Genomic DNA, 13,585 nt, shown 5'->3' with positions numbered 1-13,585 from the left:
GGAGGAGAGGCACGATGCTGATCGTATTGGCCAAGGCGCAGGTGAGCGCCGACGGACTGGCAGCGGCAAAGGCGGCGATTGCCGACATGGTGGTGGCATCCAACGCGGAGGACGGCTGCATCGCCTATGCCTTCACGCAGGACCTTGGCGACCCGACGATCATCCACATCGTCGAGAAGTGGCAGGATGAAGCCGCGCTCGCCGCGCACTTTGCCACGCCGCATATGGCCGCCTTTGGCGCAGCGATTGCGGGGCTCGATTTCAAGGTGATGGAAGCGGTGAAGTATCACGCCGATGATGGCGCGCCGGTGATGTAATCCTACTCCGCCGGGAAGGGGTGCGCCTCTTCCGGGCGGGTTGCGGGATGGCGGGAAATCATCCGCCGCAGCCTCACGAGCGGCGCGGTGATCGGGCCGTGGACTTCCATCCACGCGTGATAGGCGCGGTATTTGGGGTCCTCGGCGAGCAGGTGCGCTTCTTCGGTGCGCGCGCGCCAGTAGTAGATCGCGTTGACGATCAGCAGGCAGACGCAGTTACGCAACCCATCTAGCATTGATCCCGAGGTCACCAGGAAGGGCAACACCGAGGCCCACCAGAACAGGTTCTTCGACAGATAGGCGGGATGGCGGGTGAAGCGGTAGGGGCCGTTTGTCAGCACCCCGCGGTAGGTCAGATTGGAAAAGCGGATCCCGAAAGCCACCGTTGCCCAGGCGTAAATGCCTGTAAGAAAGACCAGAAGTCCGCCCCACGCCCACAGCAGGATCTCGCTCCCGGCGAACCAGTGCGCCCAGCCGGGGGTGGCGATTTCATAGCTCAGCACCTGATCATTGGGGCCAATGATGCCGAGCACGAAGGGCGGATAGCACATCAGCGCCGCCAGCCATCCGGCGAGCAGCGGGTTGCCCGAGCGGATGTGCGCGTCGAGCGGACGCAGGGTGAAAAGGTAGCCCACCGTGCCGATCATCACGTCGATCAGGAACAGCGCCGTCACCAGAAGCATCGCAAATTGCACAGGATTTCCAAGGAATTGCGCGGGGTCTGCGGAGACCACCTGGGCAAACCCTGGGGGCAGGATCGAGATCATGAAGGCCCCGAAAAAGCCCTTGATCGCCCAGGCGCGCCAGTGCTTCGCGATTGGCGCGGCATCCCATGTCTCGCGCCCGATCACGCCCAGCCCGAGCAGGCAGGCGCCGAAATGCCACGTCCCGTCGCGCGGTTCGACAAGGTGGCGATCGAGCCAGATTACGTAAGGAATCGAAAGCACTACCATCGGCACCAGCGCCGCGGCGAGCACCTCCATCGCGAATTCGTAGGCCCCGTTCCAGTACCAGCGGGCAAGGCCATAGAAGGCGGCGAGCAGCGCCCATGTGGCCCATAGACCCACCAGCTTGACCACCGAGATCGGCATCGCTTCGGCCGGGGGGCGTTTCAGCTGCCAGTCGATCCCGGTCGAAGGGCGCAGATGCACCTTGTCCACCAACACCGACCAGACCGCCATCGGCACAGCACAGAACAGCAGCCCCGCCAGCGCCGCGTAAGGCCCGGACAGCACCCCGCGCTCACCTGAGAGCGGCCCGCCCAATCCCAAAGCATCGGCGATGGCAGGGTAGGATCGGCACACGGCAATCCATACCAGCAGCCCCGCCAGACCGACCAGACCGACCCCCGCCGAAACATCGCTCTGGGGCGGTGCGGCAGGCACGGTTGGATCATCAGGGCGCAAGGCGGACATCATGGCCCCGCCCTACCGCAAAAGGGTTAACAGCTTGGGCCCCGTCGCGGCAAAACGCGGCAAGGCCAGCCTAAGGGGGGTCTAGCAGGGGTCTAACCCGGGTCTAACCGGGGTTTGCGGGGGTCTGCAGGCACGCGTCCTACAGACCCCTGTAGGCGATCACTTCCAGGCGTGGATCGTGCCGCTGTCATCCAACAGGTAGAGCATCCCGTCAGCCACCACCGGCGCGAGGCTGACCGGCTGGCCGATATCGGCGAACATCTGCGCCGAGCCTTCGCCCGCGCTCACCCGCCACACCTCGCCGCGCGAGCTTGCCACCCACAGCTGGCCGCCGGCGAGCACCGGGCCGGTCCAAAAGATCGGGCCCTTCTTGTCTTCTTCGTCCTTGTAGCGCTGCAGCTGGGTGATCCAGCGCACCCGACCGCTCGACCGGGCAATCGCCAGCAGGCGCGCGTCATCGGTCAGGGTGAAAATCCATTCGCCCGCAATCGCCGGCGTGGAGATGCCCGCGAGATTCAATTCCCAGATACGCTGGCCGGTGATCAGTTCATAGGCGGCCATGCGCCCGCCCTGCCCGAGCGCATAGACGCGGCCGGAATCGATGATCGGATCGGCATCGATATCGGTGATCGTGCCGACCGTGGTCGAAATGTTGGTGCGCGCCAGCGCGTCCGACCAAAGCGTGCGGCCGTTTTCATAGCGATAGGCCGACAGCTCGCCACTGGAATAGCCCGCAACGATCGTGCCCTGACCCGCAGCGGGCGCAGCCACGCCGAACACGCCCGACTGGGTCGTCGACCCGGATTCGTCCCACACCAGCGATCCATCGTTCATGTTGAGCGAAATCAGCTGGTTGTCCTGCGTCATTACGAAGATCTGGCCGAAGGCGATGGTCGGCGAACCGCGCAGCGGGCCGGCCGGCTTGACCTTCCACAGCACTTCGCCCGTATCGGCGTTGAGCGCCTTGACCTCGCCCACGCCGTTGGTGGCGTAGAGCTTGCCCGCTTCATAGCTGACACCGCCGCCGAACGCGGACGGGGTCTGATCCTTGGTCATTTCCTCATCGTCACGCGACCACAGCCGCTCGCCCGTGTTCTTGTCGAAAGCGACAATCACCCCGTCGGTGCCCTCGGCGAACAGCTTGTCGCTGCCCACCACAGGCGAGGCGGCAAGCCGCATCCGGTTGCTCGACCCGGCGACCTGCGCGGTCCACACCTTGGCCGGGTTTTCCGCCAGCGACAGGTGGCCGTAGGACTTGCTGGCCGAACCGCCGGGCTGTGCCCATTCGGTGTTGGTGCGCGCGGGCGGCAACACCACGGTGATTGCAGCCAGCGCCGGATCGACCTCGGCCCCGCTTTCGATGCGCGAGAGGATCGGCAGGCGATTGCCGATGGTCGGCGTGGTCTTATCGTCCCCGCCGCCGAACAGGCCGCCTTTGCAGCCCGTCAGGCCCGCCGCCATGATGCCCGCCAACAGGGCAGCGCGCGCAAGTTTCATCTGTCTCATCCCGTCCGTATATCCCGATCCGTCGCCTTACTCGGCAGCGCCAGCCGCCGCAGCGGCTCCGGCCGCCCCGTCATTGCCCGAAGCGGTTTCCACCCCTTCGTCCTTCAGCAGTTTCTCGACATCGACCACCGCATCAACGCCCATCAGACCCGCCATCTGGCGGCTGCGCGAACGCAGCGTTTCGGGCAGATTCTCGTCCTTCGCGATTGCGGCGAACAGGCGCCCGGCTTCGGCGCGGTTGCCGTTTTCGAGGTGCGCCATTGCCACCATTTCCGCAGCGCTGCCGAAATAGGGATTGCCCGGCTTGGCGAGCGGGCCAAGCTCGGCGATCACGGCGGCGGGCTTCATCGTGTCATACCCGGCGCTCACAGCGCGCACGCGGGCCAGATCGCGCAGCGCGGGCGGCGTATCGGCATCGGCGGCAATCGCCTTGTAGAGCGCGATGCCCTTGGCCGTATCGCCCTCTTCCAGCGCAGCCGCAGCCTGCACAAAGCGCGCAGCAGCCCGCGCACCGGCGGACGAACCATCGGCCAGCAGCGGCGCAACCTTCTCGCTCGCGGTCTTGAAATCCCGCTGGTCGGCCGCATCGAGCGCCGAAATCAGGGTTTCGCCCTGCTTTTCCAGATCGGCTTCGCGGTAGTGATCCCACACCAGATAGCCGCCCAAGCCGGCGACCAGCAGCATGATGCCGCCAAACAGCTTGACCCCGTGGTTCTTGAGGAAGCCGAACAGCGCATCCTCGCGCACCGCCTCGTCGATCTCACGGATCAGAACCTCGTCCTCGTGCGATGGGGCCGGAGTGCCGGCGGGAGGGGTGGGAATGCGCGCCATGGGGGCCAGTGGTCCTCGTTCAAATAAAGGCTGCGCGTGGCGCAAGCCGGTTAACGCGGCTCTTTAGGCAGGTGCCGCCGCCGGTGCAATGGCGGGCGCGCTCCTGTGCCCGATGCCGTGCCGATCTGGCGCGGTGCGATTGAACCGCAGATGAAGCGCCGTTGCTCAGAAGTCGCGCCCTGCCGCAGCCGCATAGACGGCATGGTAGCGCGCCTGCATCGCGGCGAAATCATATTCCGCGCGCGCCCGTTCGCGGTTGGCGGTGCCGAGCGATGCCCGCAAGGCGGGATCGGCGGCAAGGCGGGCGAGGATTTCGCCCAGCGCCGCAACATCGCCGCGCGGAGTTATGAGCGCGCGGTTGGGCTCGGCCAGCATCGCGCGGATATCGCCGACATCGGGCGCGGCCACGGGAAGCCCCGCCGCCATCGCCTCGACCACGGACAGCGGGAACTGTTCCGATTGGCTCGACAGCGCAAACATATCGAACAGGCCGACGACACCCGCCGGATCAACATTGCCAGGCAGATGGACGCGAGCGGCGATGCCGAGTGCTTCGGCCTCGGTCAGGATCGCCTCGCGCTCCGGCCCTTCGCCGCAGATGACGAGGTGCCATTCGGGCGGCAGGCTCTCGAACGCCGCGACCAGATCGCACAGGTTCTTGACCGCGCGCAGGCCCGCCAGCGTGCCGACCCAGAATTCACCCTCCCCCTTCCTGATCGGAAGGGCCGAGGGATCGGGCTTGCGGGCGAAGGCGGCGGTATCGATCCCGTTGGCGATCCGTTCGAGTTTCGACGGCGGCACGTGCCAGACCTCGCGCGCGGTGCGCTCCAGTCCGGTCGAAGGCACCATCACCCGCGCCGCTCCGGCCAGCGCTGCACGGCGGTAGAGGTTGCGGGTGGGCTTGAGGCGGTCGGCCTCGTCGGCGTTGAAGCCGTCTTCGTGATGCACCAGCGGCGGCAGGGCGAAGCTCGCGGCGAACAGGCGGTGGGCCATCACCGCATCCATCGCGCCCCAGTTGTAGGTGCACACGAGGTCAAACCCGCGCATAGCCCGCGCGATTCCCGCCAGCCTGCGGGGCGTCGGCCAGCCGGTGAGCGAGGGGAAATCGGCAGGGAAGTGCGCGCCCACATTGGGGTCGATCAGCGCCCGCGCTCCCAACGCCTGCGGCATGGCCGAGACGATGGTGTGCTGCGCCCGCCCGCCCCAGGCGTTCATCAGCCGGACCGCGCGCACCTCCTTGCCCCCGGCATCGAAGGTCGAATGACAATGGAGGACGCGCAAGGGAGCGGCGGGCGTTCCGCTCATTCCACTCCGTCCAGCAGCGCGTGGATGGCGCTGCGCACTTCGGGCTCGTCAAGCGTCGGGGCATGGCCAACGCGCGGCACGGTGATCGCCCGCATGGCCGGATTGCGCGTGCCCATCTGCTTGACTGTCTCCTCGCTCAAGAGATCGGACAGCGCCCCGCGCACCAGCAGCATCGGCACGCCCTTGAGCGCGTCAAAGGCCGGCCACAGGTTCGGCGGCGCGGCATTGCCGGGCCGTGCGAAGGGCTCGGCAATCGCCATGTCATAGTCGAAGCTGATGCGCCCGTTCTGGGTGACCACCATAGTGCGCTTGGCCATTTCGAGCCACTGGTCGAGATCGAAATCGGGGAAGGCCGCGCCGTGCGCCTCGGCCAGCCCGCGCGCGGCGTGGACCCAGGTGGGATAGCTCCGTCCCTGCCCGACATAGCCCGAAATCCGCCCGATCCCCGCCGGATTGAGCTCGGGGCCGATATCATTCATCACCACCGCCGCGATCCGCCCGGGCCTGGCCGGTGCCATCAGCATCGTCATCAGCCCGCCCATCGAGGTGCCGATCGCGATAAAGCGGTCGATCCCCTGTTCGGCGAGCAGCTTTTCGACATCGGCGACATAGGTCACCGGCGAATAGGTGTCCGAATCCTTCGCGTAGTCGCTCATCCCGCGCCCGCGCATCTCGGTCACGATCACCCGGCGGGTGGCGGCGAGATCCTCGGCCAGCGATGCGAAATCGCGCGCGTTGCGGGTCAGGCCGTGCATGCACAGCACTGGCAGCTTGGTGCTGCCCTCGGGCCCGGGATAGTTGCGGTAATGCAGGGTCAGCCCGTCATCGCTGGTCCAGTACCGGTCTTCGTAAGTGGCGGCCATGAGCCCTGATGCTTCCCTGTGATCCTGTGACCGGAGCGCCTTGCACCCGGCCCTGCTTGCCTCCACTATCGCGGGATGAGCGATGCTGTGCAACACCCGGATTTCCCGCCCGCCTATCGCGCCGATCCGGCGATCCTGTCGCTGGCGGACTGGCTGGGCGATCCCGTTGCCGCCGCAGACTTCCCCGAAACCCGCCTGCGCTTCCGCAATGACCGCGCCGCCGCGAGCGTCGGGCTGGCGGGTCTGACGGACGAGCAATGGACCGCCCACTTCGGCCGCTTCACCCCGTTGCCGGGCAACCTCCCCCAGCCCCTCGCGCTGCGTTACCACGGCCACCAGTTCCGCGTGTACAATCCCGAGATCGGCGACGGGCGCGGGTTCCTGTTCGCCCAGATGCGCGGGGCCGATGGCCGGTTGATGGACCTTGGCACCAAGGGTTCGGGCCAGACCCCGCACAGCCGCAGCGGCGATGGCCGCCTGACCCTGAAGGGTGCGGTGCGCGAAATTCTTGCCACCGAAATGCTCGAGGCGCTCGGCGTCAACACCTCGAAAACCTTCAGCGTGATCGAGACGGGCGAGCCGCTGTGGCGCAATGACGAGCCTTCGCCCACCCGCTCGGCCGTGATGGTGCGCCTGTCGCATTCGCACATCCGCATCGGCACCTTCCAGCGGCTGCTGGCGATCGAGGATGCCGACGCGATGGCGCAGCTCATCAGCTATTGCCTCGCCCAGTTCCCCGGCCCGCCCCCGCCCGCAGATGCCCCTGCGCGCGAGGAACCGGCGATCCGGCTGATGCATAATGTGGTCGAACGCATGGCCGATCTCGCCGCGAGCTACATGGTCGCAGGCTTCGTCCACGGCGTGCTCAACACCGATAACATGAACATCACCGGCGAAAGCTTCGACTATGGCCCGTGGCGCTGGCTGCCCGCGTGGGAGCCGGGCTTTACCGCAGCCTATTTCGACCACGGCGGGCTCTACGCCTTTGGCCGCCAGCCCGAAGCGCTGCACTGGAACTGCGGCCAACTGGCCGTCGCGCTGCGCCTGCTGGCGGACACCGCGCCGCTGGTCGCCGCGCTCGAACGCTTCGGGCCGCTCTACATGGAGGCAGTGGCGCGGCGCTGGTGCTGGCGGCTGGGCGTGAAATCGCGGGGGATCGAGGAAGACACCCAGCTCGTCGCCGGATGTGAGGCGCAGATGCGCGCCGGCGCGGTGCAACCCGATGCCTTCTTCTTCGCCCATCGCGGCGGGCGCGGCCTTGCTGAAGCGCTGCACGATTACGAGCCGGTCGAGGATACGCATGACTACTGGGCCGACCCTGCCCCGCAGTCGATGCTGATCGAAGAGGTCGAGGCGATTTGGGCGGCCATCGACGAGGGTGACGACTGGGCGCCGCTCCACGCCAAGGTTGCCGCGCTGCGCCGCATGGGCGCCGCCCACGGCACGCCGCCCCGCCCCGCAGGAGATGCTGCCGGGCACGTCGACCTCGGTTAACGTCCTTATCCGTCTGACCCCTATCTTTTCAGATGCATCCGCGATAACCCGCCGCGCGGGATCGGCAACGATTGGGGCAGGCGGGACTCGGCGGCGTGAGCGACAACATCCTCGTTTCTTATGAACCGGCGAGCGGCGAAGAGCTGTGGCGCGGCGAAATCAGCGATATCGACGCGGCCGTCAGCACCGCGCGCCGTGCCTGGCCGGGCTGGGCTGCGCGTCCGCTGACCGAGCGGATCGAGGCGCTGCGCCTGTTCGCCAACGAAGTCCGCCGTCAGGGCGATACGCTTGCCGAAATGATCGCGCGCGAAGCGGGCAAGCCCCTGTGGGAAGCGCGCACCGAAGTGGACGCGGTGGTCAACAAGGTCGATATCTCGGTGCAGGCCTATGCCGAACGCACCGGCAAGAAGAAGTTCGACGCCGGGCTCAATGCCAGCGCCGCTGTGCGCCACAAGCCGCACGGGGTGATGGCGGTGCTCGGCCCCTATAATTTCCCCGCGCACCTGCCCAACGGCCACATCGTGCCCGCGCTAATCGCGGGCAATGCGGTGGTGTTCAAGCCTTCGGAAAAGACCCCAGCGGTGGGCGAGGCGCTGGTCGCCTGTTTCCACACCGCCGGCGTGCCCGAAGATGTGATCCAGCTGGTGGTCGGCGGGCCGGAAGAAGGCAAGGCGCTGGTCGCCCATCCGGGTATCGACGGGGTGCTGTTCACCGGATCGGCCAACGCCGGGATCGCGATCAACCGCAAGCTCGCCGCCAATCCGGGCAAGATTGTCGCGCTGGAAATGGGCGGCAACAATCCGATCGTGGTGATCGACACGCCCAAGCTGGCCGATGCTGCCGCACTGATCGTGCAGAGCGCCTTCACCAGCGCCGGACAGCGCTGCACCGCCGCGCGCCGGTTGATCGTCAAGGACAGCGTCTATGATGATCTGATGGCCGCGCTGCTGCCGCTGACCCGCAAGCTGATGGTCGGCGATCCGCTGGGCGAGCCGCAGCCCTTCATGGGCCCGGTGATCGACAATGATACCGCCGATCTGCTCGCCGAAAGCTTCGTCGCGCTGATGACAGCGGGGGGCCGTCCGCTGCTGCACATGCGCCGCACCGTGCCCGATCTGCCGTTCCTCACCCCCGGCATCATCGATGTGACCGACGTGCCCGACCGGCCCGACATCGAACTGTTCGGCCCGATCCTGCAAGTGATCCGCGTGCCCGATCTCGATGCGGGCATTACCGAGGCGAACAATACCCGCTTCGGCCTTTCGGCCTCGCTGATCGGCGGCAGTCCGGATGATTACGGGCGGTTCTGGGCCAATATCCGCGCCGGGATCATCAACTGGAACGGGCCGACCAACGGGGCCTCGTCCAAGGCGCCGTTCGGCGGGATCGGGCTTTCGGGCAATCACCGCCCAGCGGCCTATTACGCCGCCGATTACTGCGCCTATCCGGTCGCCAGTACCGAGATGGATCAGCCGCGCGCTTCGATCAACGTCGGCTTGCGACCCTGACCAGCCGGTCTGCCGGAGCGCGGTAGAGCAGGTCGACCCCGCTCATCCCGTTGGCCAGCGTGCGGGCGTGGACCACCAGCGTTTCGCCGGCGCTGTTGCGTGCAATGAGGCTGTCCTCGGGCTGATCGAAGCGCGCAGCCGACAGCCCGCCGCGAACCGCGCGGGCATAGTGGTATTGCAGCACATCCTCGGGCAGCGCCGGGGTCTGGTATCGGATGATGCGGATGCGGCACCCGGCGGTGTCGGCCCCGCCCGCCTGCACGACCATGCCGCGCGGCATGATCGCGGCGACCTGCGGGAGCGTCGCGGCGAGCGCGAAGTTCTCGTCCAGCCCCGCCGCGCAATCCTCCGGTGCGCCGAGCGCCGCCATCAGCGCCGCCGGGCTCGCTTCGGGGCCCAGCCGTTCCCCGCCCGGCACCGGGCTGGGCTGCGGCAGATCGGGAATGGTGCCCTGTTCGAGCAGCTCGAGCCGCGCCGCCGCGCGGGCATCGGCAGCGGCGCTATCATCGGCGGGGAACACCGGAAGCGCCGCTGAATCGATAAAGCCGATGGCGGCATTGGCTTCGTTGCGGCTGGCAAGATCGGGGTCGCTCATCAGCGGATCGTGGAGCGCGCGGGCGATCACCGGATCGACCGCAAACACGGCGGCCTGGACATCGGGCTGGGCTTTGGGCTCGGCGCAGGCAGCCGCCAGCGGCAGCAGCAGCGCTGCCGGGATCAGGTTCAGCCAAGAGGAACGACGCCGGCACATAGGCCAAGGCTGCCCTAGGAGAGTTAATTTCGGCTTATCGGGCATGGTAAAACGCCTCCGGAATCCCAGGGGAATCCGGAGGCGCCGTTTCGCAGGGCGGCAGCCCCGCGCCCGCGACCATTTGGTGGGAATGGCCGCAAGTCGTTGTCGTTCACCTATAGAGCGTCCAATCTGAACGAATCGCCCGCATGGCTGACAGCCGTGGTTCATTTGCCGCTCGGCTTGCGCGGCACGGCGGCGCGCCCTACGGGCAGCCGACCATGAGCGCATCTTCCCCCAACTCGACGCCCCCCGCCGCGTCCGGCCTGCTGCCGGCGATCGGGGCCTATGTGATCTGGGGCTTCCTGCCGCTCTACCTCATCCTCGTGAAGAGCGTGCCGGCCTTCGAATTCGTCGGCTGGCGGATCATCTGGACGCTGCCGCTGTGCCTTGTGATCGTTGCCGTGCGCCGCCAGTTTCCCGAGCTGCTCGCCGCGCTCACGTCGCCGCGCAGCCTGCTGGCGCTGCTGGCGAGCTCGGTGCTGATCGGGATCAACTGGTTCGTCTATATCTGGGCGATCATGGAGGGTGAGGTCTATGCGACCAGCATCGGCTATTACCTTAACCCGCTGATCAACGTGCTGCTGGGCACGCTGCTGCTGGGCGAACGCCTGTCGCGCCGCCAGTGGCTGGCCGTCGCCATCGCCGCAGCCGCGGTGGTGCTGCTGGCATCCGGCGCGCCCACCAGCCTGTGGATCAGCCTGACACTCGGTTTCAGCTTCAGCCTCTATGGCCTTGTTCGCAAACAAGTTTCCGTCGGATCACTGCCCGGCCTGACAATCGAGAGCGCGATCCTGCTGCCGATCGCCGCGAGCATCGCGGGCTGGTATGCGCTGAGCCCGGCAGGTTCAGCCTTCGGGCAGGATGCGTGGATGAGCGGGCTGATCATCTTCTCGGGCGTCGTCACCGCAGTGCCGCTGCTGCTGTTCGCTATCGCCGCGCGGCGGATGGATTATTCGACGCTGGGCTTCATCCAGTATCTTTCGCCCACGATCGTGTTTTTCCTCGGCCTGTTCGTGTTCCACCAGCCGCTCGCGCCCGCCAAGCTGGCGAGCTTCGTGCTGATCTGGGTAGCAGTGGCGATTTTCGTCTTCGACCTCTGGGCCAAGCGGCGCGGCGCTTAGCCGAGGAACTTCCACCCCAGCGTCTGCCCGGCGTGCCAGGGGACGATTTCCTCGCCGGTCACGTGCAGAACGGGCGGCACAGCCACTTCGGCACGCTCCAGCGTCACCCTGTCTTCATTGACCGGCAACTTGTAGAACGCCGGGCCGTGGAGCGAGGCGAAGCCTTCGAACTTGTCGAGCGCGCCTTCCTCGTCGAACACGGTGATATAGCTTTCGAGCGCATAGGGCGCGCCGAAGATCCCCGCACAGCCGCAGGCGCTTTCCTTGTCCTTCCTGAGATGCGGCGCGGAATCGGTGCCGAGGAAGAACTTGGCGCTCCCGCTCGTCGCCGCCGCGCGCAGGGCTAGGCGGTGCGTCTCGCGCTTGGCGACCGGCAGGCAGTAATTGTGCGGCTGGATCCCGCCCACCAGCATGGCGTTGCGGTTGATGTGGAGATGCTGCGGGGTGATCGTCGCCGCGACATTCGCGCCCGCCGCCATCACGAAGTCCACCGCGTCGGCGGTGGTGATGTGTTCGAACACGATCCGCAGCTTCGGGAAGGCGGCAACAATGCCGCGCAAGTGCCTCTCGATGAATTCTTTTTCGCGGTCGAACACGTCGACCGAATGATCGGTCACCTCGCCGTGGATGCACAGCACGATGTCTTCTGCCTCCATCCGCGCAAGCACCGGATAGAGCTTCTCGACATTGGTCACCCCCGCCGCCGAATTGGTGGTGGCGTTGGCGGGATACATCTTGGCGGCGGTGAACACCCCTTCGCCCGCGCCGCGCGCCAGATCATCTGCGTCGGTGTTGTCGGTGAGATAGCAGGTCATCAGCGGCTCGAACCGCTCGCCTTCCGGCACGGCGGCGCGGATACGGTCGCGATAGGCCGCGCCCAGTTCGGTCGTGGTCACCGGCGGGGTGAGATTGGGCATTACAATCGCCCGCGCGAATTGCCGGGCCGTATAGGGCACAACATCTTGCATCACCGCGCCATCGCGGAAATGGAGGTGCCAGTCGTCGGGGCGGCGGATCGTGAGGCGGTCGGTCATGCCTTCCCCTTAGCCACGTGCCGCCCTATCTGTCACGCATGAGTGCAAGCCTTCTCACATCCCGCGCGCTGATCCGCCTCTCCCCGCTCGACGAGAGCGAGGATGTTGCTGCCTTCCTGCAAGGCCTCGTCACCAATGACGTGAAGGGCCCGCTGCCCTGCTATGCCGCGCTGCTGAGCGCGCAGGGCAAGCACATGTTCGATTTTCTGGTCTGGGGCGATGGAGCCGATCTGCTGCTCGATTGCGAGGCCGCCCATGCCGACGAGTTGGTGAAGCGCCTGTCGATGTATCGCCTGCGCCGCAGAATCGCGATTGCGCGTGACGAGGCGCTGGGCGTCCACTGGAGCCTTGTCCCGCATGGCAGCGCCCTCCCCGATCCGCGCCTCGCCGCGCTCGGCCACCGCTGGCTCGGCGCACCGCAAGGCGAAAGCGCCGATTCCACGTGGACGGCGCACCGCCTGTCGCTCGGCGTGCCCGAGGGGCGGGCCGAGCTGGGCGATATCCTGTGGCTCGAGACCAATGCGGTCGAGCTCAACGGCGTGAGCTTCACCAAGGGCTGCTATGTCGGGCAGGAGAACACCGCGCGGATGAACTGGCGGCAGAAGGTCAATCGCCGGCTGGTGGTGGTGCCGCTGGCAGCATCGGACGAAGCGCGGCGCTTGACGGCCTATCCCGAGCTTGGCCTTGCCATCGATCACCTGCGGGTGGAGAGCCTCGATCCTGCCAGCCTGCCCGAATGGCAGCGCGCAGGCGTGCTTCCGGCCGAAAACTAGGCCTGTAGCTGTTCGGCGAGGCTCGCTTCGAGCATGTCCGAGGCGCGTTCGCGCGCCGCATCACGCGGCAAGCCAAGCGACTTCGCCAGCGCCCCGCCGATCAGCGCATCGCCCAGCGCCATCAGCACCAGGGTCAGCGTGTCGCGGTGGATCCGCTGGTCGCCGCTGGCGTGATCGGCTTCGCCCGGCGCGAGTTCATCGACAAGCTCGTGAATGGTCGAGATGATCGGATCGAGCGCATCCTCGTTGCCGGTCAGCAGCATCCAGCTGGTGAGGGCGCCCGCACCCTCGCGGTCGAAGGCATCGAAAGCGAGATCGACCACCTCGCGCGGGCTGCCAAGGCCTGCGCGGCTGGCGCGAACGGCTTCGATGATGGTCTCGCACACGGTGCGCGCAAGATGTTCGGCGAGGGCCTTTTGGAGCCCCGAGGCCGATCCGAAGTGGTGCAGCAGATTGGCATGGGTACGCCCGATCCGCCCGGCGACCGCCTTCAGGGTTACCGACTGCGGCCCCGTCTCGATCAGCAGCGCGCGCGCTGCCTCCAGCGCCGAGCTGCGCGATTCCTCGGGCGTTAACCTCTTGCGCTGAACCATACGGCCTTGCCCCTAGTCGCTTTTGCAGGTGC

General features: G+C 66.9%; 13 protein-coding genes. 5 read left to right on the top strand and 8 right to left on the bottom strand.

Features of this window, described 5'->3' with window-relative positions:
- Nucleotides 1-14: 14 nt before the first annotated feature.
- Entirely contained in the window at nt 15-317 is a 303-nt protein-coding gene (locus BG023_RS07315) for a putative quinol monooxygenase (protein WP_069309880.1), read from the top strand.
- Between the two features lie 2 nt (nt 318-319).
- Here BG023_RS07315 and BG023_RS07310 read toward each other — a convergent pair whose 3' ends face one another.
- The 5 genes from BG023_RS07310 to BG023_RS07290 all read right to left on the bottom strand — a co-directional run bounded on the left by BG023_RS07310 (nt 320) and on the right by BG023_RS07290 (nt 6,237).
- A complete protein-coding gene (locus tag BG023_RS07310; protein WP_069309879.1) occupies nt 320-1,735 on the bottom strand; it encodes a methyltransferase family protein in 1,416 nt (471 codons plus the stop codon).
- Nucleotides 1,736-1,891: 156 nt separating this feature from the next.
- On the bottom strand, nt 1,892-3,229 hold the full coding sequence (locus BG023_RS07305; protein ID WP_069309878.1) for a PQQ-binding-like beta-propeller repeat protein: 1,338 nt from the start codon (nt 3,227-3,229) through the stop codon (nt 1,892-1,894).
- Nucleotides 3,230-3,265: 36 nt separating this feature from the next.
- On the bottom strand, nt 3,266-4,069 hold the full coding sequence (locus tag BG023_RS07300) for a tetratricopeptide repeat protein (protein WP_069309877.1): 804 nt from the start codon (nt 4,067-4,069) through the stop codon (nt 3,266-3,268).
- A gap of 165 nt (nt 4,070-4,234) precedes the next feature.
- Nucleotides 4,235-5,374 carry a glycosyltransferase gene (locus BG023_RS07295; RefSeq protein WP_069309876.1) on the bottom strand — a complete coding sequence of 380 codons (1,140 nt, stop codon included), beginning with the start codon at nt 5,372-5,374 and terminating at the stop codon, nt 4,235-4,237.
- Nucleotides 5,371-6,237, bottom strand: coding sequence for an alpha/beta fold hydrolase (locus BG023_RS07290; protein ID WP_069309875.1), 867 nt, complete (start codon nt 6,235-6,237; stop codon nt 5,371-5,373). The genes BG023_RS07295 and BG023_RS07290 overlap by 4 nt, the downstream gene beginning before the upstream one ends.
- A gap of 75 nt (nt 6,238-6,312) precedes the next feature.
- Here BG023_RS07290 and BG023_RS07285 point away from each other — a divergent pair, with 75 nt between their 5' ends.
- Both BG023_RS07285 and astD read left to right on the top strand, forming a co-directional pair.
- Nucleotides 6,313-7,731 carry a protein adenylyltransferase SelO family protein gene (locus tag BG023_RS07285; protein ID WP_069309874.1) on the top strand — a complete coding sequence of 473 codons (1,419 nt, stop codon included), beginning with the start codon at nt 6,313-6,315 and terminating at the stop codon, nt 7,729-7,731.
- Nucleotides 7,732-7,826: 95 nt separating this feature from the next.
- The gene (gene astD / locus BG023_RS07280; RefSeq protein WP_069309873.1) at nt 7,827-9,239 is read left to right on the top strand and encodes a succinylglutamate-semialdehyde dehydrogenase; all 1,413 of its coding nucleotides are present in this window, start codon (nt 7,827-7,829) and stop codon (nt 9,237-9,239) included.
- Here the strand turns inward: astD and BG023_RS07275 are convergent.
- Nucleotides 9,217-9,990 carry a hypothetical protein gene (locus BG023_RS07275; protein WP_069309872.1) on the bottom strand — a complete coding sequence of 258 codons (774 nt, stop codon included), beginning with the start codon at nt 9,988-9,990 and terminating at the stop codon, nt 9,217-9,219. The genes astD and BG023_RS07275 overlap by 23 nt on opposite strands.
- 260 nt (nt 9,991-10,250) lie before the next feature.
- On the opposite strand from BG023_RS07275, the gene rarD reads away from it, so the two are divergent.
- Nucleotides 10,251-11,153, top strand: a complete 903-nt coding sequence (gene rarD, locus BG023_RS07270) for an EamA family transporter RarD (protein ID WP_069309871.1) — start codon at nt 10,251-10,253, stop codon at nt 11,151-11,153.
- Here the strand turns inward: rarD and pyrC are convergent.
- On the bottom strand, nt 11,150-12,187 hold the full coding sequence (gene pyrC / locus BG023_RS07265) for a dihydroorotase (RefSeq protein ID WP_069309870.1): 1,038 nt from the start codon (nt 12,185-12,187) through the stop codon (nt 11,150-11,152). The genes rarD and pyrC overlap by 4 nt on opposite strands.
- Before the next feature lie 38 nt (nt 12,188-12,225).
- On the opposite strand from pyrC, the gene ygfZ reads away from it, so the two are divergent.
- Nucleotides 12,226-12,960, top strand: a complete 735-nt coding sequence (gene ygfZ, locus BG023_RS07260) for a CAF17-like 4Fe-4S cluster assembly/insertion protein YgfZ (RefSeq protein WP_069309869.1) — start codon at nt 12,226-12,228, stop codon at nt 12,958-12,960.
- Here the strand turns inward: ygfZ and BG023_RS07255 are convergent.
- A complete protein-coding gene (locus BG023_RS07255; protein ID WP_069309868.1) occupies nt 12,957-13,553 on the bottom strand; it encodes a TetR/AcrR family transcriptional regulator in 597 nt (198 codons plus the stop codon). The two genes, ygfZ and BG023_RS07255, sit on opposite strands and share 4 nt — an antisense overlap.
- Between the last annotated feature and the right edge of the window lie 32 nt (nt 13,554-13,585).

The sequence above is a fragment of the Porphyrobacter sp. LM 6 genome, from assembly GCF_001720465.1.
In the GTDB taxonomy this organism is placed as follows: domain Bacteria; phylum Pseudomonadota; class Alphaproteobacteria; order Sphingomonadales; family Sphingomonadaceae; genus Erythrobacter.
The sequence above is the reverse complement of the archived record's forward strand: the minus strand, read 5'-3'. Positions and strand labels throughout refer to the sequence as shown.